The sequence below is a fragment of the Halomonas meridiana genome (genome assembly GCF_009846525.1).
Taxonomy (GTDB): domain Bacteria; phylum Pseudomonadota; class Gammaproteobacteria; order Pseudomonadales; family Halomonadaceae; genus Vreelandella.
In genome coordinates this window covers 336297-358802 of sequence record NZ_CP024621.1, presented here as the reverse complement: position 1 = coordinate 358802, position 22506 = coordinate 336297, and the positions used below count along the sequence as shown (strand labels likewise).

Genomic DNA, 22506 nt, shown 5'->3' with positions numbered 1-22506 from the left:
CGGCTCCCACTTTTCGAAATCGTTAGCCAAGCAGCGCCTCGACTTGGCCCGCCAATTTATGGGCCAAGCGATCGACGTCAAGATGTGCGCGCCCTTCGACCATGACACGAATCAAAGGCTCGGTGCCCGATGGCCTCAGCAGCACCCGCCCCTGGTCACCCAGCTCCGCTTCCAAGGCGGCCACGGCGTCGAGAAGCGGCTGGGCCATCATCACGTCGCTGGCATTCGATCCTGCGGGCAGGCGCACATTGACCAGCGATTGCGGCACTTTTTCGAACCCTTTCAACAGGGCGGGCAACGGTTTCTGCTCGCGCACCATCAGCGCCAACACCTGTAGCGCCGATACAACGCCGTCGCCTGTGGTCTGCACGTGACCGCAAACGATGTGCCCAGAGGCTTCGCCGCCCAGCTCCCATCCGTTGGCGGCCATCATTTCCATGACGAAGCGGTCACCTACCTTGGCACGCTGGAAAGGTATGCCGAGCCGATCCAGCGCCATGGCAAGGCCGAAATTGCTCATCAGCGTGCCGACCACGCCGCCGTCCAGCAGCCCGCGCTCGTGGCGGTCGCGAGCAATCAAGTAGAGAATATCGTCGCCGTCGACTTCGCGGCCATCGGCATCAACGAGCAGCACGCGGTCGCCGTCACCATCGAAGGCGACCCCCAAATCGGCGCCTTGCTGGATGACCGCCGCGCGTAGCGCCGCCGGGTGCGTCGAGCCAACTTGATGGTTGATATTCAAGCCGTCCGGCGCAGCACCGATCACGCTCACCTCCGCGCCTAACTCGCGAAACACGCTGGGGGCGATATGGTAAGTGGCCCCATGAGCGCAATCCAATACCACTTTCAGCCCGTGCAGGCTCAGCCGGTCCGGCAGCGTCGATTTGCAGAATTCGATATAGCGACCAGCGGCGTCATCGATGCGCGTCGCCTTACCCAACTGCGCCGCATCGGCAGTGCTGAGCGGCGCTTCCAGCATCGTTTCGATGCGGTCTTCCACTTCGTCTGGCAATTTCTTGCCTTCCGCAGAGAAAAACTTGATGCCGTTATCGTCAAACGGATTGTGCGACGCCGAAATCACGATACCGGCGTCGGCACGGAAGGTGCGCGTCAGGTAGGCGATGCCCGGCGTGGGCATTGGCCCGAGCAGCGACACATCGACCCCGGCCGCCGACAGACCGGCCTCCAACGCAGATTCGAACATATAACCGGAAATCCGCGTATCCTTACCGATCAACACGCGAGTACGCCCCTTTTCACGGCGCAACACCTGCCCGGCCGCCCAGCCCAGTTTGAGCATGAAGTCGGCCGTAATGGGCGCTTGCCCCACGGTACCGCGAATGCCGTCGGTACCAAAATAGCGTCTTGTCATTATCAAAGTTCCTTATCCACGGGCGGCTCACAGCCTTCCTGCAGCACCGCCCACGCCATGTTCACGGCATCCACCGTTGGCCCTACATCATGCACCCTTAAGATGCTCGCCCCACGCTCCACCGCCATGGCCGCCAGCGCCAAGCCACCGGCTAGCCGCTCTTCCACAGGACGTCCCAGCACTTTACCGATCATGCTTTTGCGTGACATGCCAACCAGAATGGGAAGTTCCAGCGCCCTCAGCGAGTCCATATACTTCAGCAGCCGCAGGTTGTGCTCGACGGTTTTACCAAAGCCAAACCCTGGGTCGATCAGCAAGCGCTGACGGCGCAGGCCGACGGCTTCGCAGGCAGCGATGCGGTCGGCAAGGTAGGCGGCCACTTCACGCTCGACGGGGTCGCGGTAGCTCGGCGCTTGCTGCATGCTCTGGGGCTCACCCTGACGATGCATTAAACATACGGGCAAGCCGCTGCTGGCGGCGGCGGCCAGAGCACCCTCGCGCTCTAGGGCCCGCACATCGTTGATCATGCCTGCGCCCAAGGCACTGGCTTCACGAATCACCGTGGCGCTACTAGTATCCACCGAGACCAACGCATCGAGTTCACGCACCAGCGCCTCGACAACCGGCGCGACCCGATCCAGCTCCTGCTGCTCGGAAACCGGCGTTGCCCCGGGACGGGTCGATTCGCCGCCCACGTCGATCATCGCCGCCCCTTCGGCCAGCATACGCTCGGCGTGGCGCAGCGCATCGTCCAGCGCGACATGCTGACCGCCATCGGAGAACGAATCAGGCGTGACGTTCAAAATTCCCATGACGCGCGGGAATGAAAGATCAAGCGTATGGCGCCCACAGCGCAGCTGCAACGCACTCTCTGCTTGGCGTGAAGGCGATGAAGGGTCAACGTTCGGAGTCATGCTGCCGCCTAAAATCAAAAATGAAACGTAACTGTCACTGCCTCACAGCATAACAAAAAGGCGCCCCCATTGGGGACGCCTTTGGCTGCGCGACCTGCGTGGCCTAGGGGCCGGCAGGGCCGCCCAGCGGATCGGAGGGCCGACGACGAGGCTCGTCGTCATCCTCTTCGCCATCGTCGCTCGATGCGTTCGACGCTTGATCGTCTGCCTTGGTGTCGGGCTTGTCATCGCTGACACGCATGCCGCCACCGGAGGAGTCACCGTCGTTCCAACCTTCCGGCGGACGAGGATCACGACCTTCCATGATGTCCTTCAACTGGTTGGCATCGATGGTTTCGAACTTCATCAGCGCTTCTGCCATGGCATCCAGCTTATCGCGGTTGTCATGCAGGATTTGACGCGCCTGCTCGTAGCACTCATCGATGATCTTGCGCACTTCTTTATCGAGCCGCGTCGTGGTTTCGCCCGACTTCAGCTTGCCGCCACCTTGGCCTGGGCCGCCGAGGAACTGGTGAGACTCGTCCTCGTCGTACATGATCGGACCCATCTCATCCGAGAGCCCCCACTTGGCGACCATATTATGGGCCAATTCGGTCGCCCGCTTGATATCGTTGGAAGCACCGGTCGTGACACCGTTGGCACCCAATGTCATCTCTTCGGCGATACGACCACCAAACAGCGAGCAGATTTGGCTAATGATTTGCTGACGCGACAGGCTGTAGCGATCTTCTTCGGGTAGGAACATCGTCACACCGAGCGCGCGGCCACGGGGAATAATCGTCACCTTGTAGACCGGGTCGTGCTCGGGCATGACCAAACCGATGATCGCATGACCCGCTTCGTGATAAGCCGTATTGAGCTTCTCTTTGTCGGTCATGACCATGGATTTGCGCTCTGCGCCCATCATGATCTTGTCCTTGGCAAGCTCAAGCTCATCCATGCCCACCAAACGCTTGTTACGGCGTGCGGCAAACAGAGCAGCTTCGTTCACCAGGTTTGCGAGATCGGCCCCCGAGAAGCCCGGCGTACCGCGTGCGATGAGCTGCGGCTTGACGTCATCGGCCAGCGGCACCTTACGCAGGTGAACGCCTAAAATGTGCTCGCGGCCTCGAATGTCTGGCAGACCAACGGTGACCTGACGGTCAAAACGCCCGGGGCGCAGCAGCGCCGGGTCGAGAACGTCCGGACGGTTGGTGGCGGCGATGACGATGATGCCTTCGTTGGCTTCAAAGCCGTCCATTTCCACCAGCAGCTGGTTCAGCGTTTGCTCACGCTCATCGTTGCCGCCCCCCATGCCGGTACCGCGCGAACGGCCAACAGCATCGATCTCATCGATGAAGATGATGCAGGGCGCCTGCTTCTTGGCCTGTTCGAACATGTCGCGAACGCGAGACGCGCCCACACCGACGAACATCTCGACGAAGTCGGAACCAGAAATCGAGAAAAACGGCACTTTGGCTTCGCCCGCAATGGACTTGGCCAGCAGTGTCTTACCTGTACCGGGCGGGCCTACCATCAGCACGCCACGGGGAATCGTTCCACCCAGGCGCTGGAACTTGGTCGGGTCACGCAGGAAGTCGACTAGCTCTTCGACCTCTTCCTTCGCTTCGTCACAGCCTGCCACGTCGGCAAAGGTGGTTTTGATCTGGTCCTGAGAGAGCAGCTTCGCTTTGGACTTGCCAAAGCTCATCGGGCCGCCTTTACCGCCCCCAGCGCCGCCTTGCATTTGGCGCATGAAGAACATGAAGATGGCCAGAATCAGCAGAATCGGGAAGCTGGCGATCAGCAGACGTGTCCAGATGCTCTGCTGCTCTGGCTCCTTACCGACCACGGTGACGTTATTGCTGAGCAGGTCGTCCATCAGCTTGGGGTCTTCCGCTGCTGGGCGAATAGTCTGGAACTGCGAACCATCCGTGCGCTCACCGGTAATGGTGTAGCCATCGATGGTGACGCTACGTACCTGCTGATTTTGCACCTGCTGCACGAACTGGGAGTAGTTCGTGGTCTGCGGTGCGCTTTCCGTACTGAAATTATTGAACACTGTCAGTAGAACGGCCGCGATGACCAACCACAGAATCAGGTTCTTCGCCATATCGTTCAAGGGACTACCCTCATTACAAGAATCCGTCGGTTAACCGCTAATACTCTGACCTTACACTAGAGCTTAACGTTCAACCATTGCCAAAGCCCATTGGGCGTTGGGCCATCTGTGTCACGCTCGTCCATTGTGCCTAATGTGACACACCTTGCGCTTGCCTGTCTGGCAATCGCGGTGATAAATCTTTGCTATTGCGCCAGCGCCTTGCCAGCCCTGGTTAACCGCGAAAGCCCTCCGCTAAAAAGTAGACTTCCCGAGAGCGCGCACGCGAGGCGTCTGGCTTACGAGTGACCACACGGTCGAAACTGCCGCGCAGTTCTTTTAGATACGCATCGAACCCTTCGCCTTGAAAGACCTTGACCAAAAACCGACCTTTGGGTGAAAGCGTTTCCCGGGCCAGTTCCAATGCCAGCTCGACGAGATACATGGCTTGGGGCTGATCGATGGCTGCCATACCACTCATATTGGGGGCCATGTCCGACATAACAAGGTCTACCGGACGATTTCCCAAACGTTCGAGAATCGCATTGAGCACGCTCTCTTCGGTGAAATCGCCCTGAATGAAGTCCACACCGGCCAGAGCGTCCATTTCCAAGATGTCCGACGCAATGACGACCCCTTCCGGGCCGACTTTTTCGGCAGCGATTTGGCTCCACCCACCTGGGGCAGCGCCGAGGTCGATGACCGTCATCCCGTTGCGAAACAGCTTATCTTTCTCGTCCAACTCTAGCAGCTTGTAGCTCGCCCGGGAGCGGTAGCCATCCTGCCAGCTCTGCTTCACATACTGGTCGTCGAAGTGTTCTTTCTTCCAGTTGTTGCTGGTTTTGCTCACTGAATGTTTACGGCTTGGGGGCTTTTGCTGCATGTGGGAATCTGACACTGGAATAAGAGATGGGCGCGTTCACGTGATTGCTTTCACTTAGCGGCATTTCACCGTAAGATGGAACGTTAAGCGCTAACCGGGATACCGCAAGATACCATGAGCTTGTCACAGGCACAAAAGAAAGCATTTCGTAGCATTGGCCACCATTTGAACCCCGTGGTCACCGTTTCTGAGAACGGCGTCTCCGAAAATCTGCTCGCAGAACTCAGCCGCGCGCTCAATGATCACGAGCTAATCAAAGTAAAGCTCGCCCTACCCGAACGGGATGACCGCGCTGCGATGATCAACGAGCTGCTGGCTGACAGCAACGCCGAGCTGGTGCAAACCATTGGCAAAATGGCGCTGCTTTATCGCCGCAACCCAAAGGCTAACCCCAAGCTCTCCAACGTTACCCGCTTCGAGAACCATCACGGGCGGCACTAACGCGCACAGTACTATGCTGACACGGCGCCAAGCGCCGCTAAGCTAAAAGGCCCGAAGCAGCTACCTGCATCGGGCCTTTTTTATGGCGCTATCCGCACAGCATTAAAGGTGTTCAACACTCTCAATTTCGTACTCAACGTCGCCGCCGGGCGTTTTCACCACCACCACATCGCCCTCTTCTTTACCAATCAGCGCGCGCGCAATGGGTGAGGTGACCGAAATGCGACCCGCTTTAATGTCGGCTTCATCTTCGCCAACAATGCGATAGGTAACGCTGGCATCACTATCCAGGTTCAAGAGCGACACAGTCACTCCAAAAATCACCTTACCGGTCTTCGGCAGCTTGGTGACATCGATCACCTGGGCGCCCGAAAGCTTGCTCTCGATTTCCTGGATACGACCTTCAATAAACCCCTGCTGCTCGCGGGCGGCGTGATACTCGGCGTTCTCCTTGAGGTCACCGTGTTCACGCGCTTCGGCGATGGCCGCAATCACTCGGGGGCGCTCTTCGCCCTTCAAGTGGTTGAGCTCTTCGCGAAGGCTTTTTTCTCCCGCTACCGTCATCGGGACCTTGTTCATTGACTTGCTCCTGCATGCAGATCCTGAAGGCGCCGCACCGTAATCTCCCTACCGTACTCTAGCGCCATGCAAACAGCATTAGCGCCCGCCAAGGTGGTCGCATAGGGCACCTTGCGCGCGAGAGCAGTACGGCGAATGATCGAAGAGTCGTTAATTGCCTGACGACCTTCGGTAGTGTTCACGATGTAGGCGATTTCGTCGTTCTTCAGCAGATCGACGATATGGGGACGGCCTTCGTAGACTTTATTGACGTGCTCCACGGGTAGCCCTGCGGCTTCTATGGCCGCTGCCGTACCGCGTGTTGCACAAAGTGTGAAGCCCAATGTTAGCAGAGAACGGGCCACTTCGATAATCCCCTGCTTGTCAGGTTCACGCACCGACAGGAACGCTTTACGGTCGCCATCCAGCGCCGGGATCGCTTCGCCCGCGCCTAGCTGCGCCTTGAAGAAGGCTTCAGCGAAGGTATCGCCCGAGCCCATCACTTCACCGGTGGACTTCATCTCCGGCGAGAGAATCGGGTCAACGCCCTGGAACTTGTTGAACGGGAAGACCGCTTCTTTGACGCTGTAGAAGTGCGGCACGATTTCCCGCTCGAAGCCCTGCTCGGCGAGGGTTTTACCGGCCATGCAGCGCGCAGCAATCTGGGCCAGCGAGGTGCCGATGCACTTGGAAACAAACGGCACGGTACGCGAGGCGCGGGGATTGACCTCGATCACGTAGATCTCACCATCTTGCCACGCCAGCTGCACGTTCATCAGGCCTTTGACGCCCAGCTCCACGGCCATTTTCTTGACCTGCTCGCGCATCTCGTCCTGCACGTCGGCAGGCAGCGAGTAAGGCGGCAGCGCACAGGCGGAGTCGCCGGAGTGAACGCCCGCTTGCTCTACGTGCTGCATGATACCGCCAATTACGACCTGCTGGCCGTCAGAGACTGCATCGATATCCACTTCCACCGCGGCGCTCAGGAAGTGATCCAGCAGTACCGGCGAGTCGTTAGAGACCTTCACCGCGTTGGTCATGTAGTTTTCGAGCTCGGAGGCGTCGTAGACGATCTCCATCGCCCGACCGCCCAGGACGTAGCTCGGGCGCACGACCAGGGGGTAGCCAATTTTTTCGGCTTTGGCGAAGGCATCTTCGAAACTGCGCGCAGTGGCGTTGGGCGGCTGTTTCAGGCCGAGCTTGTCGATCATCACCTGGAAGCGCTCGCGGTCTTCAGCGCGGTCGATGGCGTCCGGCGTGGTACCGATAATCGGCACGCCTGCAGCTTCCAGCTCGCGGGCCAGCTTCAGCGGCGTTTGACCACCAAACTGTACAATCACGCCTACCGGCTTCTCTTTATCGGCAATTTCCAGCACGTCTTCCAGCGTGACCGGCTCGAAGTAGAGACGATCAGAGGTGTCGTAGTCGGTAGAGACGGTTTCCGGGTTGCAGTTGACCATGATGGTTTCGTAGCCGTCATCGCGCATGGCGAAGGCGGCGTGAACGCAGCAGTAATCGAACTCGATACCCTGGCCGATACGGTTCGGGCCACCGCCCAACACCATGATTTTCTGGCGATCAGACACGTCCGCTTCGCACTCTTCCTCGTAGGTGGAGTACATGTAGGCCGTGTCCGACGCAAATTCGGCAGCGCAGGTATCCACGCGCTTGTAGACCGGACGGATATTGGCTGCCTGACGAGTCTTGCGGAACTCTTTTTCGGACACACCCAATAGCTTCGCTAGACGTGCATCCGAGAAGCCCTTGCGCTTGAGCTGGAACAGCTCGCGAGCGGAGAGATCCGCCAACGCGCGCTTGGAGACCGCCGCTTCGGTCAGAATCAGGTCTTCCAGCTGAACCAGGAACCAACGGTCGATATTGGTCAGCGCAAACACGTCGTCCACGCTCATGCCCGCGCGCATGGCGTCGGCCACGAAGAAGATACGCTCGGCCCCTGCCGCCTGCAGCTCGCCCTTGATCTGGGCCATGGCGTCATCGGTGAACTCGGTAATGATCGGGTCGAGGCCGTCGTTACCGGTTTCCATGCCACGCAGCGCTTTTTGCAGCGATTCTTGGAACGTACGGCCAATCGCCATCACCTCGCCCACCGACTTCATCTGGGTGGTCAGGCGATCGTTCGCTTGGGGAAACTTCTCGAAGGTAAAACGCGGAATTTTGGTCACGACATAGTCGATGGACGGCTCGAAGGACGCTGGGGTTTGGCCGCCCGTGATGTCGTTCTGCAGTTCGTCCAGGGTATATCCCACCGCCAGCTTCGCCGCGATCTTGGCAATCGGGAAGCCGGTGGCCTTCGAGGCCAGCGCCGACGAACGGGAGACGCGGGGGTTCATCTCGATGACGACCATGCGGCCAGTCTTCGGGTCCATACCGAACTGAACGTTCGACCCGCCGGTTTCCACGCCGATCTCGCGCAGCACCGCGAGGCTGGCGTCGCGCATGATCTGATACTCTTTATCGGTCAGCGTTTGCGCCGGTGCCACGGTGATGGAGTCGCCGGTGTGGACGCCCATCGGGTCGAAGTTTTCGATCGCGCAGACGATGATGCAGTTATCGTTCTTATCGCGCACCACCTCCATTTCGTATTCTTTCCAACCCAGCAGCGACTCATCGATGAGCAGCTCGTGGTTGTTGGACAGTTCGAAACCGCGGGTGCAGATCTCTTCGAACTCTTCCTTGTTGTACGCCACACCGCCGCCGGAGCCGCCCATGGTGTAGGAGGGGCGAATGATCGTCGGGAAGCCAAGCTCCGCCTGGATTTCCCACGCCTCGTCCATGGTGTGCGCCACTTTCGCTTTGGGGCACTCCAGGCCGATGTTCTTCATCGCCTTGTCGAACAGATCGCGGTCTTCGGCTTTGTTGATGGCATCGGCATTGGCACCGATCATCTCGACACCGTACTTGGCCAATACGCCGTGCTTGTCCAGATCGAGCGCGCAGTTCAGCGCGGTCTGGCCACCCATGGTGGGCAGAATCACGTCAGGACGCTCGGCTTCGATGATTTTCTCGACCGCCTGCCAGGTAATCGGCTCGATGTAGGTAGCATCGGCCATGGCGGGATCGGTCATGATCGTGGCCGGGTTGGAGTTGACCAAAATAACCCGGTACCCCTCCTCGCGCAGGGCTTTACACGCCTGGGCGCCGGAGTAGTCGAATTCGCAGGCCTGGCCGATGACGATCGGACCAGCGCCAATGATAAGAATGCTATTGATATCGGTACGCTTAGGCATAACGGTTCCCGCAAAAAGTGGTGACGATGAGCATCAAAACGGCGTAACTAGGCAATGAGAGGCAGCGCGGCGAACCTAGCGGCGCGCCTGCATCATGGCGATAAAGCGATCGAACAGCGGCGCTACATCGCGCGGGCCAGGGCTGGCTTCCGGGTGGCCCTGAAAGCTAAACGCCGGACGATCGGTACGCTCAATCCCCTGCAGAGTGCCGTCGAACAGCGAGCGGTGCGTGGCACGTACGTTGCTCGGCAGGGTCGCTTCATCGGCCGCAAAGCCGTGGTTCTGGCTGGTGATCATCACCGTGCCGGTATCCAGGTCTTGTACCGGATGGTTGGCACCGTGGTGGCCGTGGCCCATCTTGACGGTTTTGGCACCGGAGGCCAGCGCCAGCAGCTGGTGGCCCAAGCAAATGCCGAACACCGGCGTGTCGGTTTCCAACACTTCCTGGATCGCTTTAATCGCGTAGTCACAGGGCTCGGGGTCGCCGGGGCCGTTGGCCAGGAACACGCCGTCCGGGTTCATCGCCAGCACCTCTGCCGCAGGCGTTTGCGCCGGCACCACGGTCAAGCGGCAGCCCCGCGCCGCCAGCATGCGCAGGATGTTGAACTTCACGCCGTAATCGAACGCCACCACGTGGTAGGGGCGCTCGCCCTGGCTCGCATCCGCGTAGCCTTCGCCCAAGGTCCACTCGCCTTCCGACCACTCGTAAGCCTCTTTGCAAGAGACTTCTTTGGCCAAATCCATGCCCTTCAAGCCCGGAAACGCCTTCGCCGCTGCCAGCGCCCGCTCGACGGCATCGTCGCCCTCTGCATCGGCACCTGCCAGAATCGCGCCGTTCTGGGCACCTTTATCGCGCAAAATACGCGTTAGGCGTCGGGTATCGATATCCGCAATGCCTAGCACGTTTTGGCTTTTCAGATAATCAGAGAGGGTTTGCTCGGAGCGGAAGCTGCTGGCCAGCAGGGGAAGATCACGAATCACCAGGCCCGCTGCCGCAATGGAGGCGGACTCCACATCTTCGGAATTAATACCGGTATTGCCGATATGCGGGTAAGTCAGGGTGACGATTTGGCGGGTATAAGAGGGGTCGGTGAGGATTTCCTGGTAGCCGGTCATGGCTGTATTGAACACCACCTCACCGCTTGTGACTCCATCCGCGCCAATGGCCGTTCCATGAAACACACTGCCATCTTCCAGGGCCAATATCGCGGGTTTGCTCAATGCGGGGTTATTCAAGACAAGTTCTCCCATGCTGGTGGGAGCCTGTGGGCGCAGGCTCGGCGATCCGGTTGCCGGCGTTTGCGTGCAAACGTCGGGTCGTAAAAAAGCGGGACGAAGCCGACAATAAAAACATCGGTTTCATCCCGCTTGTTGTTCTCATCCATGCCACCGTAACGGTCGTGGCCATGGCGCAGCAGTTCGCTGACTCTTTTCTCTAACCTAACGGCCAGTGCAACAAGCGTGGTCCACTTTCCACTGACATCGACTACCACAGACATTCGCTGCAGGCGTTTTACTGGCTATTGAAAGCCACTCGGCCAAAATTTTTGGAATGTTACAGGATTTACCGACCGTCGGCTAGCCCTTTATTTTCAGCATAGGGTAAAGAACGCTTTGCCAATCAATGAAGCTCCAAGACGTCTTGCATGTCGTAGCGGCCATGAGGCTGGCTGGCGACCCAGCGAGCGGCGCGCACAGCGCCTTTGGCAAAGGTCATGCGGCTTGAGGCCTTGTGGGTAATCTCGATGCGCTCGCCTTCGGTGGCGAACATCACGGTATGCTCACCGACGATATCGCCTGCGCGAACGGTCGCAAAGCCGATCTCTTTGTCGGTGCGCGGGCCGCACTGCCCTACCCGCTCGAACACGCCGTGCTCTTTTAGGGTGCGGCCTAGGCTTTCCGCGACCACTTCCCCCATTTTGATGGCCGTACCGGAAGGCGCATCGACTTTATGGCGGTGGTGCGATTCGATCACTTCAATGTCGTACCCTTCATCACCCAGCGCTTTGGCCGCCGTTTGCAGCAGTTTCAGCGTTAGGTTCACGCCCACGCTCATGTTGGGGGCGAAGACCATGGCGACTTTATCGCGGTAGCTATCCAGCTCGGCCAGTTCGTCATCGTTCATGCCGGTGGTGCCAATCACGATGCGCTTACCGTGCTCGGCACAGAATGCCAGGTTCGCCAGCGTCACCTGCGGTGCGGTGAAGTCGATCAGCACGTCGAAGTCATCGACGATGGCGCTGAGCGAATCGACCGCCACCACGCCCCGCTTGCCTACGCCCGCCAGCTCGCCGATATCGGCACCGGCCAAGGAGCTGCCCGGCTCCACGATACCGCCCGCCAGGGAGGCATCGGCTTCTTGCTCGACGGCGTTGACTAACGTGCGGCCCATGCGGCCAGCTACGCCTACAATGGCAATTCGGGTCATGGAAACTCCTACGCGTGCGCTATTTGGCATCAATCTAGAAACAAAAAGGGTGGCCGCGATTATAACAGACCACCCCGGCCGATGCGGCGCTAACGCCGCCGCCCCTCGATCACTTCAATTTTCCCAGACGATCTCTAGCGGTTCGTCTTTCGCCATCCGCACCAAATGGCTTTCGACCACGCCTTCGAGCTGGTCCAGGTGCTCCTCTTCGAGGGTTTCGATAGAGACCAGCAACCGTTCTGGCTCGGCGTGCATCAGGCAGGTACCGCTGGCAAACACGATTTTGGCGTCCTGCTCGGTGTATTCCACCTCAAGTTTATGGGCCCAGTGCTTGCACAGGCGGTTGATCAACCGCGCGCCGGATGGGGTGGCAATCTCTGCTCGGGATAAAGGCATGCGGTTCTCTCCAAGTCGACAGACGTGATGCCCTACTAGCCTAATCGCCGCCCCCGCAAGAGCCAAGCAACGAATGAGAATTCGTTGCAACGGCGTGTTGCTCAACGCTAACGCTTATCGCTTACCTCGACACCTTTCCCGCTTTTAAGGATAATGCCGACATGAGAATAGCAATTAACATCAACATCTATGTTTGATTAAACACTCATCGTTAGCGTAGACGCTAAAGAACTCAGGTAACCAATGCCACTATGCTGTTACGTCTCTCTCTTCCTTTCGTCGGTGCGCTGACATCTCTCGTTTGCGCGTCGGCTATCGCGGCACCCATCACGGTCACTGATATTGCTGGCCGACAGATCACCCTAGACGCCCCTGCCGAACGCGTCATCCTGGGCGAAGGCAGGCAAATCTATCTGCTGGGCATGCTCGAACCCGACGCACCACTGGCCCACGTGGTGGGCTGGCGAGAAGACTTCTCACAAGCAGACCCTGACAACTACCAGCGCTACTTAGAGCGCTTCCCTGAGATGGCTTCGATTCCCACCTTTGGGGGCTTCAAAGATGGTACCTTCGATGTCGAACAAGCGGCGTCGCTGAATCCTGACCTGATTCTGATGAACATCGAGGCAAAAGCAGCCACCGAGGATGCCGCCTACGATGACAAGCTCGCGGAACTGGACATTCCCATCGTGTACGTGGACTTCCGCGAAGACCCCATCGAGAACACCATTCCATCGATGCGCCTGATCGGCCAGTTGATGAACGACAAGGCCGCTGCCGAGGAGTTCATCACCTTTGCCGAAGCGCAGCTCGCCCGGGTTACGGAGGTCATCGAGCAAGCCAATCCCGAACGACCACGGGTCTTCGTCGATCGTGCAGGCGGCTATTCGGATGAGTGCTGCATGAGCTTCGGCCCTGCCAACTTTGGCGAGTACGTGACGCTGGCAGGCGGCACCAACATCGCCGACGGCATCATCCCCGCCAGCTTTGGCAACCTCAACCCCGAGCAAATCATCGCCGCCAACCCGCAGCACGTGGTGGTCACGGGCGGCAGTTGGGATGCCTACGTGCCAGGCGGTGACTGGGTTGGTGTTGGTCCCGGCGCCGACCAGGCGCAGGCACGGGAAAAACTGCAAGCGTTAACGACCCGCACCGCCATGACCGGCATCGACGCCGTCGAGACAGGGAACGTTCACGCGATTTGGCACCAGTTCTATAACAGCCCCTACTACTTCGTTGCCGTACAGCAGCTGGCCAAGTGGTTCCATCCCGAGCTGTTTGAAGATTTAGACCCCGAGGCTACCTTGGAAGAGCTTCACGACCGGTTTCTGCCGATCGATTATCAGCCCGGCTACTGGATAACGCTTCATGATGAGTAATGCCAACGTCGCCCACCCAACCACCGGACGCACGTTCTATCGCGCTCAAGTGTGGCGTCGACAGCTGATTCTGGTGGGGCTGACCCTCGCGCTGCTGCTCAGTCTCTGTGTGGATTTGGCACTCGGCCCCGCCCGTTTCAGCTTGGCCGAGGTGATCGCTGCGCTGGTGACTCCCGATGCCGTCAGCCAGCAGGCGCGAGTCATTCTGTGGGACATTCGTATGCCGGTCGCGCTCATGGCCATCGTCGTAGGGGCTAGCCTCTCGGTGGCGGGCGCGCAGATGCAGACCATCCTCAGCAACCCGCTCGCCAGCCCGTTCACGCTGGGGATTTCCGCAGGCGCCAGCTTTGGTGCTGCCCTGGGCTTGGCCTTTGGCGTGGCTATCATCCCCACCGCCATCGAATACGTGGTGCCCATCAACGCGTTTCTGATGGCCATGTTCACCGCGTTTTTAATTCACGCGCTGAGCCTCAAACGCGGCGTCACCGTGGAAACCATCGTACTACTCGGCATTGCGATGGTGTTCATCTTCAACTCGTTGATGGCGCTGATCCAGTTCTTTGCCAGCCAAGAGGCCGTGGCCGCCGTGGTGTTCTGGACGATGGGCAGCCTCACCAAAGCCACCTGGCCAAAGTTCTGGATCGCGCTTGGCGTACTCGCCCTGGTAATGCCGCTTTTGGCACGCCACGGCTGGGCGCTCACCGCCATGCGCCTAGGGGATGCTAAAGCGGAGAGCATGGGCGTCAACCCTCGCGCGCTGCGCCTAGAGGTATTGGTGCTTGTGTCGCTGCTGGCCGCTATCGCCGTTGCCTTCGTCGGTACGATTGGCTTCATTGGCCTGGTGGGCCCGCACATTGCCCGTATGCTGCTGGGCGAAGATCAGCGCTTCTTCCTGCCCGGCTCGGCCCTGTGCGGGGCGCTGATTCTCTCGGTGGGGTCGGTGCTGTCGAAGATCATCATTCCCGGCACCATCATTCCCATCGGCATCATCACGTCGCTCGTGGGCATTCCCTTCTTCCTTTTCCTCGTGCTCAATCACAAGAAGGCCGCATGGTAACGCTACAGCTCAAGAACGTGTGCGCCCGCTATGGGCGCAAAACCATTGTTCACGACATCTCCACGCCCTGCTTTCAAGGCGGGCAAGTCGTGGCGCTGCTTGGCCCCAACGCGGCAGGCAAATCGACGCTGTTTCGTCGCATTCTGGGGTTGCTGAAAGGCAGCGGCGACGTGCTCATTTCGCACACCACCGCCGAGCGGCCCGTGGCCTACATGCCCCAGGACACCGGTGCCAAAGCCGTCTTATCGGTGTATGAGTCCGTGCTGCTGGCCCGCATGCAAGGGCGTAGCCTGACGGTACAAGCCGACGACCTTGCCCAAGTGGACAAAGCGCTTGCCGAGCTGAACATTAGCGCGCTGGCCGAGCGTGACATCGGCGATTTGAGCGGCGGCCAGCGCCAGCTAGTGAGCGCCGCCCAGGCGCTGGTGCAGGAGCCTGAAATCCTCATGCTGGACGAGCCCACGTCCGCGCTCGATCTCAACCGGCAAATTAGCCTGTTGAGCGTACTGAGACGCCTAGCCGACGAGCGTCAAATGCTGATCCTGGTCGCCCTACACGACATTGGCCACGCCCTGCGCTTTACCGATCATGCCATGGTCTTGGAACAAGGCAGGTTGATCGCCTGCGGCGCCACGGAGGACGTCATTACCCCCGAGCTGCTGCGCAGCGTTTACCACGTGAACGCTCGCATCGAGCCCTGCTCGAAAGGGCGGCCTCAGCTTATCGTCGAAGAGGCCATTTAAGGCGCTTACCTTCTAGCGCCGCCAAGACGACACCGCCCAGCATCAAAGGCAGCGCCAAGAAGAAGTGGTGCGAGGCCGGAATATCGAATAGCAACCAATCCGCCAACACCGGCCATAGCAAGGCGAGGTACTCGAACGGCGCTAACCGCGACGCCTCGGCATAGCGAAATGCCAGCGTCATCGCGATATGCGCCGCCCCGCCCAACAGCCCCGCCAGCACGAGCAGGCTCAACACCTCTAGGCGTAACGCTGCCCAGCCCAGCGGCAGCGTCGCCAGCCCCGCCAGGGCCGACACTAAAATGAAGTAAAATGCGATAGCGCCTGCCGTTTCCGTGCGCGAAATGCGCCGCACGGTCAGTAACGCGCCCGCCGTTAGCACCGCGCTCAGCACCGCCAATAGATAGCCCACCAGCTGGCCCGACTGGGAAGCACCGCCCACGTTCGGCAACACCAGTACGGCCATTCCCCCCATCGCCAGCCCCATGGCCAGCGCACGCACCCACGTAAAGCGCTCGCCCAACAGCAGGACACCGCCTAGTGCCATAAAAATAGGCGTCAACTGCGCCAGCAGCGTGGTCTCTGCTACCGGCAACACCGCCACAGCGGCAAACGAGGCAAACATCGCCGCCGCGCCCAATCCTGAACGCAAGGCATGGCCCAACGGCCGCCGGGTCGCCAACCCCTGAGGAAACTCCCGGCGTAGGGCCAGAAACACCACGATCGGCAACAGCGCAAACAGCGAACGGAAAAATACCGACTGCCCCACCGGCACCTCATCGCTCACGGCTTTGATACACACCAGCATGCCCGTAAACAGCATCCCCGACAGCACGCGCAGCCAAATCCCTACGTAGGGGCGATCAACAGCATCCAAAGGCATTAGGTGACTTCCTTCATTCGTTAGCGTCCAGCGATTGATAAGCGGATACTGTTATTGTGACGCAAGTCGCCACAGCTTGTCTCACGCTAGGCTCGCGCAGCACAGCCAGCCTGATCCGCTGGCTTTGTCGTGGCGGATGGATCACCTGCTGCGTTGATGCAGATAAAAAAGCCCCAGCACCGGGGTGCTGGGGCTGTTACCTCAGAGCGCTCTGGGCTCTTACGGCTTCATCTCTTCAAAGAACTTCTTCACGCTGTCGAAGAAACCGGTTTTCTTCGGCGAGTGGCTGTGGCTGTTGCTGCCATCGAAGCTCTCTTGCAGTTGGCGAAGCAGGTCTTTCTGTTCGTCGTTGAGGTTGACGGGCGTTTCCAGCACTACTTTGCACAGCAGGTCGCCAGGGGCTCCGCCGCGAACGGGCTTCACGCCTTTACCGCGTAGGCGGAAGAGTTTGCCGGTTTGGGTTTCCGGCGGAATCTTCAGCTTCACGCGGCCATCCAGCGTGGGCACTTCCAACTCGCCACCGAGTGCTGCATCGACGAAATTGATCGGCACGTCGCATTGCAGGTGTTTACCGTCACGCTTGAAGATGTGGTGCGGCTTGATGGAAACCTGAACGTACAGATCGCCCGCCGGGCCACCGTTCACGCCGCTCTCGCCTTCGCCGTTGAGACGAATACGGTCGCCGGTATCCACACCCGGCGGAATCTTCACCGAGAGCGTGCGGGTTTCACGCACGCGGCCTTCGCCGTTACATTTGTGGCACGGCACTTTGATGTGCTGGCCACTGCCGTGACAGGTCGGGCAGGTTTGCTGAACCGCGAAGAAGCCCTGCTGCATGCGTACCTGACCGTGGCCGTGGCAGGTGGGGCAGGTCTCTTTGGTGGAGCCCGGCTCGGCACCGCCGCCGTCACAGCGGTCACACTCGATATGGCGCGGGACGCGGATATCCACCGTGGTGCCCGCCACCGCGCTCTCTAGATCCAGCTCTAGGTTGTAGCGCAGGTCGGAACCCCGTGCGGGTGCGTTGGGCCCACGACGACGGCCACCGCCGCCACCGAAGATATCGCCAAACACATCGCCGAAGATGTCGCTGAAATCGCCAGCGCCGCCGCCACCGAAGCCACCGCCGCCAAAGCCGCCGCCCTGGCCATCCACACCGGCATGACCGAACTGGTCGTAGGCCGCGCGTTTCTCGCCGTCGCTCAAGACTTCGTAGGCTTCCGACACTTCACGGAATTTTTCCGCTGCGGTGTTATCGTCCGGGTTTCGATCAGGGTGGAATTTTTGCGCCAGACGGCGATAGGCCTTTTTGATCTCTTTCTGATCGGCCCCTTTTTCGACACCCAGGACTTCGTAATAATCGCGTTTGGACATGGGTCCTACGCCTCCTGGTTAGCTACGCACTATAGGCGTCTCGGCCGCGGAAACAGCAACGCGGGAGTTGCCTCCCGCGTCACCGCTTTCCTTGGCAGAAAGAGGTGGGTTACTGCTTCTTCTTGTCGTCGTTGACTTCTTCGTACTCGGCGTCAACCACGTCATCGTCCTGCTTGGTGTTGGCCTCTTCTGCACCTTCACCACCCGCCTGCGCGGCGTCTGCCTGCTCAGCATACATCTTCTGCGCCAGCTGGCCGGACACTTCGGTCAGCGCATCCAGTTTCTTCTGGATATCGTCCTGGTCATCGGTTTTCACCGCTTCTTCCAGCTCGGCGATGGCGTTTTCGATGGCCTGTTTCTCGTCATCGGTCGCCTTGTCGCCCGCTTCTTGAACGGTCTTGCGAGTGGCGTGAATCATGCCGTCCGCTTGGTTACGCAGCTGCACCAGCGCTTCGAACTTTTTATCTTCGTCCGCGTGGGCTTCAGCGTCGCGTACCATTTGCTCGATCTCTTCATCGGAGAGGCCGCTGGACGCTTTGATGACGATGGACTGCTCTTTGCCGGTTGCCTTATCTTTGGCAGACACGTTCAGGATACCGTTGGCATCAAGGTCGAACGCCACTTCGATCTGCGGTACACCGCGCGGTGCCGGCGGAATGTCGGCGAGGTCGAAGCGACCCAGCGACTTGTTCTGCGACACTTGCTTACGCTCACCCTGGACGACGTGAATGGTCACGGCAGTCTGGTTGTCATCCGCGGTCGAGAAGGTTTGGGTCTTCTTGGTCGGGATGGTGGTGTTCTTGTCGATCAGCGGCGTCATCACGCCACCCAGGGTTTCGATACCCAGGGTCAGCGGGGTCACGTCAAGCAGCAGTACGTCTTTAACGTCGCCACCCAGAACACCGCCCTGAATCGCAGCACCCACGGCCACTGCTTCGTCCGGGTTCACGTCTTTACGCGCTTCTTTACCGAAGAAGTCTGCCGCTTTCTTCTGAACCATCGGCATACGGGTCTGACCGCCGACCAGAATCACTTCGTCGATTTCAGACGCGGACAGGCCTGCATCTTTCAGCGCCATTTTGCACGGCTCGAGCGAACGCTGAACCAGGTCTTCGACCAGCGACTCCAGCTTGGCACGGGTCACCTTCACGTTGAGGTGTTTCGGGCCAGTGTTGTCGGCGGTGATGTACGGCAGGTTCACGTCGGTCTGCTGCGCGCTGGAAAGCTCGATCTTGGCTTTCTCGGCGGCTTCTTTCAGACGCTGCATGGCCAGATTGTCGCCAGACAGATCGATACCGCTGTCCGACTTGAACTGGTCGACCAGATAGTTGATCAGCGCCAGGTCGAAATCTTCACCACCCAGGAAGGTGTCGCCGTTGGTCGCCAACACTTCGAACTGCGTTTCGCCATCAACGTCGGCGACTTCGATGATGGAGATATCGAAGGTACCGCCACCCAGGTCGTATACCGCGATGGTTTTATCACCACGGGATTTGTCCATGCCGTAGGCAAGCGCTGCGGCGGTCGGCTCGTTGATGATGCGCTTGACGTCCAGACCGGCAATGCGGCCCGCATCTTTAGTAGCCTGACGCTGGCTGTCGTTGAAGTAGGCCGGTACGGTGATGACCGCTTCGGTGACCGCTTCGCCGAGATAGTCTTCGGCGGTCTTCTTCATTTTCTTCAGCACTTCCGCGCTTACCTGCGGCGGTGCCATTTTTTTGCCTTTCACTTCTACCCACGCATCGCCGTTATCAGCTTCAGCGATTTTGTAGGGCACCATCTTGATGTCTTTTTGAACGACGTCGTCTTTGAAGCGACGGCCGATCAGACGCTTGATGGCGTAAAGGGTGTTTTCCGGGTTGGTCACGGCCTGGCGCTTGGCGGCCTGACCTACCAGGGTTTCGCCGTCGTCGGTGTAGGCAATGATGGAAGGCGTGGTACGACCGCCTTCGGCGTTTTCAATGACTTTAGCGCTGTCACCATCGAGCACGGCCACACAAGAGTTAGTGGTGCCCAGGTCGATACCAATAATGCGTCCCATAGCAAAAACCTCGAATTCGGTTGAAACAAAACTGATGTTTTACGCCGCTGTTACTTACTTGGCGTCTGCGGGTTTTCCCGCGAGTTGCCCTTTATTTGGGGGCCGCTTGCAGCATTTCAAGGGCTTTTTTTACTGCAATGCGTCAACGCGGCTTAATTCGCTTTTTGGCTGACCACGACCATGGCAGGGCGAACGAGGCGGCCGTTCAGCAGATAGCCCTTCTGCATCACATCCATCACGGTGTTGGGGTCGAGCTCTGGGTTCGGCACCATCGCCATGGCTTCATGCACCTGTGGGTCGAAGGGCTCGCCCTGGGGCTCGATGCTTTCGACGCCAAACTTGCTCAGCACGTCTAGCTGCATCTTGAGGGTCATGGAGACACCTTCACGATGCACGTCGGACGCGTCGTCCTGCATGCTTTCCAAGGCTTTCTCAAGGCTATCCACCACGGGCAGCAGCTCTTTGACGAACTTCTCCAGGGCAAACTTGCGCGCTTTTTCGGCTTCTTGCTCCGCTCGGCGGCGAACGTTTTGAGCTTCGGCAGCGGCGCGCAGCGCTTGGTCTTTGGCTTCCGCTAGGCTCTGCTCCAGCTCTTCTACCTGGGCGGCCAACACGTCGGCTTCGGGGCTGCCGGCGCTGCCTTCCAGCGGCGCATCGTCATCGATCAGCCCTTCCAGTTCGCCTTCCACCAACCGCTCCTCGGCAGATTGGTCGGTGACCTCTGCTTCCTGCTCTTGGCGTGCCAGCTCATCTTCCAACGGGGTTTGCGGTTCTTTTGCCATGCCTTGCTCCTGAAATAAGTAACGGTGCCGGTGGCGGCCACCTGAGTTAAGTAGCGGGTGTTAACCACGTATGCAGCCTATATGGGGGCCATAAAAGCCATCTCAAGAGGGGCATTGAAGTGAGTTATCGACTACTGTATAAAACAACAATTATTGGATAAGTATCCAGCTTCTGTGCCGCACCGCCTCAGGAGGCCTTATGCTTACGCAGCTAGCGATCCAAGACTACGCGATCGTTGATCGTCTCGAACTCGACCTGACCCGGGGCATGACCGCCATTACGGGCGAAACTGGGGCGGGTAAATCCATTCTGTTGGGTGCCCTGGGGCTCTGCCTGGGCGAGCGCGCCGATACGGGTAGCGTGCGCCACGGCTGCGAGCGAACCGATCTCTCCGCCCGTTTCGATATTCAGCATCTGCCCGCCGCTACCGAATGGCTGGTGGCCCGCGAACTGCCCGCCGACGAGTGCCTGCTGCGCCGCGTGGTCACTGCCAACGGCCGCTCCAAGGCGTGGATCAACGGCCACCCGGCGACCATTGCCGATTTGAAATCCCTTGGCGAACAGTTGATTCAGATTCATGGCCAGCATGCCCACCAAGCCTTGATGCGGGAAGAGACGCACTTGGCGCTACTGGATGATTACGCCGGACTTCGCGAACGCAGCCAGCAGCTCGCCGAGACGTTCCGCGAGTGGCGCAGCGCTCGCCGTCGGCTGAAAAAACTCAGTGAAGAGGGCAGCGAAGTCGAGGCCAAACGCCAACTGCTGCGCTATCAAGTCGAGGAGCTGGATCAGCTAGACCTTGCCGAAGGCGAGCTGCAAACCTTGGAAGAGGAACAGCACACCCTGGCCCACGCCGAAGAGACCCTGCGTGAAACCCAGTTTGCCGCCGACTGCTGCGAAAGCGATGAAGGGGGCGCCCTGTCGCTTCTCAACCAAGCCTACGCCCACCTGAGCGCGCTGCCCGGCAGCGATAAAGGCACGCTTGCCAACACGCTCACCATGTTGAGCGATGCACGCATTCAAGTCGAAGAAGCCGCCAGTGAGCTGCACCGACTGGCCAGCACTACCGAACTGGATCCAGAGCGGCTGGCGTGGGTAGAGGAGCGGATGGGCGACGTACACCGCATTGCCCGTAAGCACCACGTCGCGCCCGAAGAGATTTGTGCGCTGCATGCCCAACTCAAACAGGAAGTGGCGCAGCTCGAAGCCAGCGATGACGATCTAGAAGCCCTCAGCAGCCAAGTGGCCGAGTACCGCGAGCGTTACCGCAGCGAGGCCAAGCAGCTCACCGAAGCACGTCAGAAGGCCGCCGTGCGTCTGGGCAAAGAGGTGCAGCAGCAGTTGGCCTTCTTGGCCATGGGCAAAGCACGCTTCGAAGTGGACGTCACCCCGCGCGAAACGCCTTCCCCCGAGGGCTTGGACCACGTGCAATTCCTGATCAGCGCCAACCCGGGCCAACCCGCCCGGCCGCTCACCAAGGTCGCTTCCGGGGGCGAGCTGTCGCGCATCAGCTTGGCCATTCAAGTGGTGGCGGCGTCGCATTCGACGATTCCGAGCCTCGTCTTCGATGAAGTGGACGTGGGTATTTCTGGGGCAACGGCGGAAATCGTCGGCCAACTGCTGCGGAAGCTGGGGGAAAACGGTCAGGTGATGACCGTGACCCACCTGCCTCAAGTGGCCGCTCAAGCGCACCAGCATCTGCACATAGAAAAGCGCGCCAAGCGAGACACCACGCTCACCCACATGGCGCTGCTGGACGAGCGCGGCCGGATCAGCGAGCTGGCGCGTATGCTGGGCGGCGTGACGCTGTCCGACCAAACCCTGGCCCATGCGCGGGAAATGCTCCACGCCAGCCAGCGCCCGCCCCACTAACTCCCAGGGTCTCTAACGCCCAGGCATCTATCTCCCCAGCATCCAAGCCCACGCCAC

The 22506-nt window shown here is 59.6% G+C and carries 18 protein-coding genes; 5 read left to right on the top strand and 13 right to left on the bottom strand.

The annotated features are described in order from the left end of the window. Window positions 1-22 precede the first annotated feature (22 nt). From glmM to rlmE, 4 genes are all read right to left on the bottom strand, one after another. Complete coding sequence (glmM, locus tag CTT34_RS01815; RefSeq protein WP_159340796.1) at window positions 23-1372, bottom strand: phosphoglucosamine mutase; 1350 nt, start codon at window positions 1370-1372, stop codon at window positions 23-25. 2 nt (window positions 1373-1374) lie between these two features. Then, window positions 1375-2286, bottom strand: coding sequence for a dihydropteroate synthase (gene folP / locus CTT34_RS01810; RefSeq protein WP_159340795.1), 912 nt, complete (start codon window positions 2284-2286; stop codon window positions 1375-1377). A 103-nt stretch (window positions 2287-2389) separates the two neighbouring features. After that, window positions 2390-4387 carry an ATP-dependent zinc metalloprotease FtsH gene (gene ftsH / locus CTT34_RS01805; RefSeq protein ID WP_159340794.1) on the bottom strand — a complete coding sequence of 666 codons (1998 nt, stop codon included), beginning with the start codon at window positions 4385-4387 and terminating at the stop codon, window positions 2390-2392. A 214-nt stretch (window positions 4388-4601) separates the two neighbouring features. After that, complete coding sequence (gene rlmE / locus CTT34_RS01800) at window positions 4602-5249, bottom strand: 23S rRNA (uridine(2552)-2'-O)-methyltransferase RlmE (RefSeq protein ID WP_159340793.1); 648 nt, start codon at window positions 5247-5249, stop codon at window positions 4602-4604. A gap of 114 nt (window positions 5250-5363) precedes the next feature. On the opposite strand from rlmE, the gene yhbY reads away from it, so the two are divergent. Continuing rightward, on the top strand, window positions 5364-5690 hold the full coding sequence (gene yhbY / locus CTT34_RS01795; protein WP_062360548.1) for a ribosome assembly RNA-binding protein YhbY: 327 nt from the start codon (window positions 5364-5366) through the stop codon (window positions 5688-5690). 102 nt (window positions 5691-5792) lie between these two features. Here the strand turns inward: yhbY and greA are convergent, their stop codons facing one another. The 5 genes from greA to CTT34_RS01770 form a co-directional block, all read right to left on the bottom strand. Next, on the bottom strand, window positions 5793-6269 hold the full coding sequence (greA, locus tag CTT34_RS01790; RefSeq protein WP_139527965.1) for a transcription elongation factor GreA: 477 nt from the start codon (window positions 6267-6269) through the stop codon (window positions 5793-5795). After that, window positions 6266-9496, bottom strand: a complete 3231-nt coding sequence (gene carB / locus CTT34_RS01785; protein ID WP_159340792.1) for a carbamoyl-phosphate synthase large subunit — start codon at window positions 9494-9496, stop codon at window positions 6266-6268. Before carB ends, greA begins: the two co-directional genes overlap by 4 nt. Window positions 9497-9571: 75 nt before the next feature. Beyond that, window positions 9572-10717 (bottom strand): glutamine-hydrolyzing carbamoyl-phosphate synthase small subunit, encoded by a 1146-nt coding sequence (gene carA / locus CTT34_RS01780; RefSeq protein WP_174788540.1) that lies wholly within the window; start codon window positions 10715-10717, stop codon window positions 9572-9574. Between the two features lie 400 nt (window positions 10718-11117). Beyond that, window positions 11118-11924 carry a 4-hydroxy-tetrahydrodipicolinate reductase gene (gene dapB / locus CTT34_RS01775; RefSeq protein ID WP_159340790.1) on the bottom strand — a complete coding sequence of 269 codons (807 nt, stop codon included), beginning with the start codon at window positions 11922-11924 and terminating at the stop codon, window positions 11118-11120. 114 nt (window positions 11925-12038) lie between these two features. Beyond that, window positions 12039-12320 (bottom strand): DUF2218 domain-containing protein, encoded by a 282-nt coding sequence (locus CTT34_RS01770; protein ID WP_139527961.1) that lies wholly within the window; start codon window positions 12318-12320, stop codon window positions 12039-12041. Between the two features lie 251 nt (window positions 12321-12571). Between CTT34_RS01770 and CTT34_RS01765 the strand changes: the two genes are divergently transcribed. The 3 genes from CTT34_RS01765 to CTT34_RS01755 are packed head-to-tail and all read left to right on the top strand — an operon-like array spanning window position 12572 to window position 15499. Continuing rightward, window positions 12572-13699, top strand: coding sequence for an ABC transporter substrate-binding protein (locus CTT34_RS01765; protein WP_159340789.1), 1128 nt, complete (start codon window positions 12572-12574; stop codon window positions 13697-13699). Further along, window positions 13692-14756 (top strand): FecCD family ABC transporter permease, encoded by a 1065-nt coding sequence (locus tag CTT34_RS01760; RefSeq protein WP_390620277.1) that lies wholly within the window; start codon window positions 13692-13694, stop codon window positions 14754-14756. Before CTT34_RS01765 ends, CTT34_RS01760 begins: the two co-directional genes overlap by 8 nt. After that, window positions 14750-15499 carry an ABC transporter ATP-binding protein gene (locus CTT34_RS01755; RefSeq protein ID WP_159340787.1) on the top strand — a complete coding sequence of 250 codons (750 nt, stop codon included), beginning with the start codon at window positions 14750-14752 and terminating at the stop codon, window positions 15497-15499. The genes CTT34_RS01760 and CTT34_RS01755 overlap by 7 nt, the downstream gene beginning before the upstream one ends. On the opposite strand, the gene CTT34_RS01750 is transcribed toward CTT34_RS01755, so the two are convergent. The 4 genes from CTT34_RS01750 to grpE form a co-directional block, all read right to left on the bottom strand. Continuing rightward, window positions 15477-16379, bottom strand: a complete 903-nt coding sequence (locus tag CTT34_RS01750) for a DMT family transporter (RefSeq protein WP_159340786.1) — start codon at window positions 16377-16379, stop codon at window positions 15477-15479. The genes CTT34_RS01755 and CTT34_RS01750 overlap by 23 nt on opposite strands. 219 nt (window positions 16380-16598) lie before the next feature. Continuing rightward, window positions 16599-17753: a molecular chaperone DnaJ gene (gene dnaJ, locus CTT34_RS01745; RefSeq protein ID WP_159340785.1), complete on the bottom strand. Its 1155-nt coding sequence runs from the start codon at window positions 17751-17753 to the stop codon at window positions 16599-16601. 109 nt (window positions 17754-17862) lie between these two features. Beyond that, window positions 17863-19794 carry a molecular chaperone DnaK gene (gene dnaK, locus CTT34_RS01740; RefSeq protein ID WP_159340784.1) on the bottom strand — a complete coding sequence of 644 codons (1932 nt, stop codon included), beginning with the start codon at window positions 19792-19794 and terminating at the stop codon, window positions 17863-17865. A gap of 152 nt (window positions 19795-19946) precedes the next feature. Next, window positions 19947-20576 (bottom strand): nucleotide exchange factor GrpE, encoded by a 630-nt coding sequence (gene grpE / locus CTT34_RS01735; RefSeq protein ID WP_159340783.1) that lies wholly within the window; start codon window positions 20574-20576, stop codon window positions 19947-19949. 199 nt (window positions 20577-20775) lie between these two features. Here grpE and recN point away from each other — a divergent pair, with 199 nt between their 5' ends. Then, a complete protein-coding gene (recN, locus tag CTT34_RS01730; RefSeq protein WP_159340782.1) occupies window positions 20776-22449 on the top strand; it encodes a DNA repair protein RecN in 1674 nt (557 codons plus the stop codon). Window positions 22450-22506 lie beyond the last annotated feature (57 nt).

Excerpts from the sequence above, each read along its gene's own strand:
- grpE (WP_159340783.1), bottom strand. The coding sequence starts at position 20,576 with ATGGCAAAAGAACCGCAAACCCCGTTGGAAGATGAGCTGGCACGCCAA.
- dnaK (WP_159340784.1), bottom strand. The coding sequence starts at position 19,794 with ATGGGACGCATTATTGGTATCGACCTGGGCACCACTAACTCTTGTGTG.
- dapB (WP_159340790.1), bottom strand. The coding sequence starts at position 11,924 with ATGACCCGAATTGCCATTGTAGGCGTAGCTGGCCGCATGGGCCGCACG.
- yhbY (WP_062360548.1), top strand. The coding sequence starts at position 5,364 with ATGAGCTTGTCACAGGCACAAAAGAAAGCATTTCGTAGCATTGGCCAC.
- CTT34_RS01770 (WP_139527961.1), bottom strand. The coding sequence starts at position 12,320 with ATGCCTTTATCCCGAGCAGAGATTGCCACCCCATCCGGCGCGCGGTTG.
- CTT34_RS01765 (WP_159340789.1), top strand. The coding sequence starts at position 12,572 with ATGCTGTTACGTCTCTCTCTTCCTTTCGTCGGTGCGCTGACATCTCTC.
- recN (WP_159340782.1), top strand. The coding sequence starts at position 20,776 with ATGCTTACGCAGCTAGCGATCCAAGACTACGCGATCGTTGATCGTCTC.
- greA (WP_139527965.1), bottom strand. The coding sequence starts at position 6,269 with ATGAACAAGGTCCCGATGACGGTAGCGGGAGAAAAAAGCCTTCGCGAA.
- dnaJ (WP_159340785.1), bottom strand. The coding sequence starts at position 17,753 with ATGTCCAAACGCGATTATTACGAAGTCCTGGGTGTCGAAAAAGGGGCC.
- rlmE (WP_159340793.1), bottom strand. The coding sequence starts at position 5,249 with ATGCAGCAAAAGCCCCCAAGCCGTAAACATTCAGTGAGCAAAACCAGC.
- CTT34_RS01755 (WP_159340787.1), top strand. The coding sequence starts at position 14,750 with ATGGTAACGCTACAGCTCAAGAACGTGTGCGCCCGCTATGGGCGCAAA.
- CTT34_RS01750 (WP_159340786.1), bottom strand. The coding sequence starts at position 16,379 with ATGCCTTTGGATGCTGTTGATCGCCCCTACGTAGGGATTTGGCTGCGC.
- folP (WP_159340795.1), bottom strand. The coding sequence starts at position 2,286 with ATGACTCCGAACGTTGACCCTTCATCGCCTTCACGCCAAGCAGAGAGT.
- carB (WP_159340792.1), bottom strand. The coding sequence starts at position 9,496 with ATGCCTAAGCGTACCGATATCAATAGCATTCTTATCATTGGCGCTGGT.
- CTT34_RS01760 (WP_390620277.1), top strand. The coding sequence starts at position 13,692 with ATGAGTAATGCCAACGTCGCCCACCCAACCACCGGACGCACGTTCTAT.
- glmM (WP_159340796.1), bottom strand. The coding sequence starts at position 1,372 with ATGACAAGACGCTATTTTGGTACCGACGGCATTCGCGGTACCGTGGGG.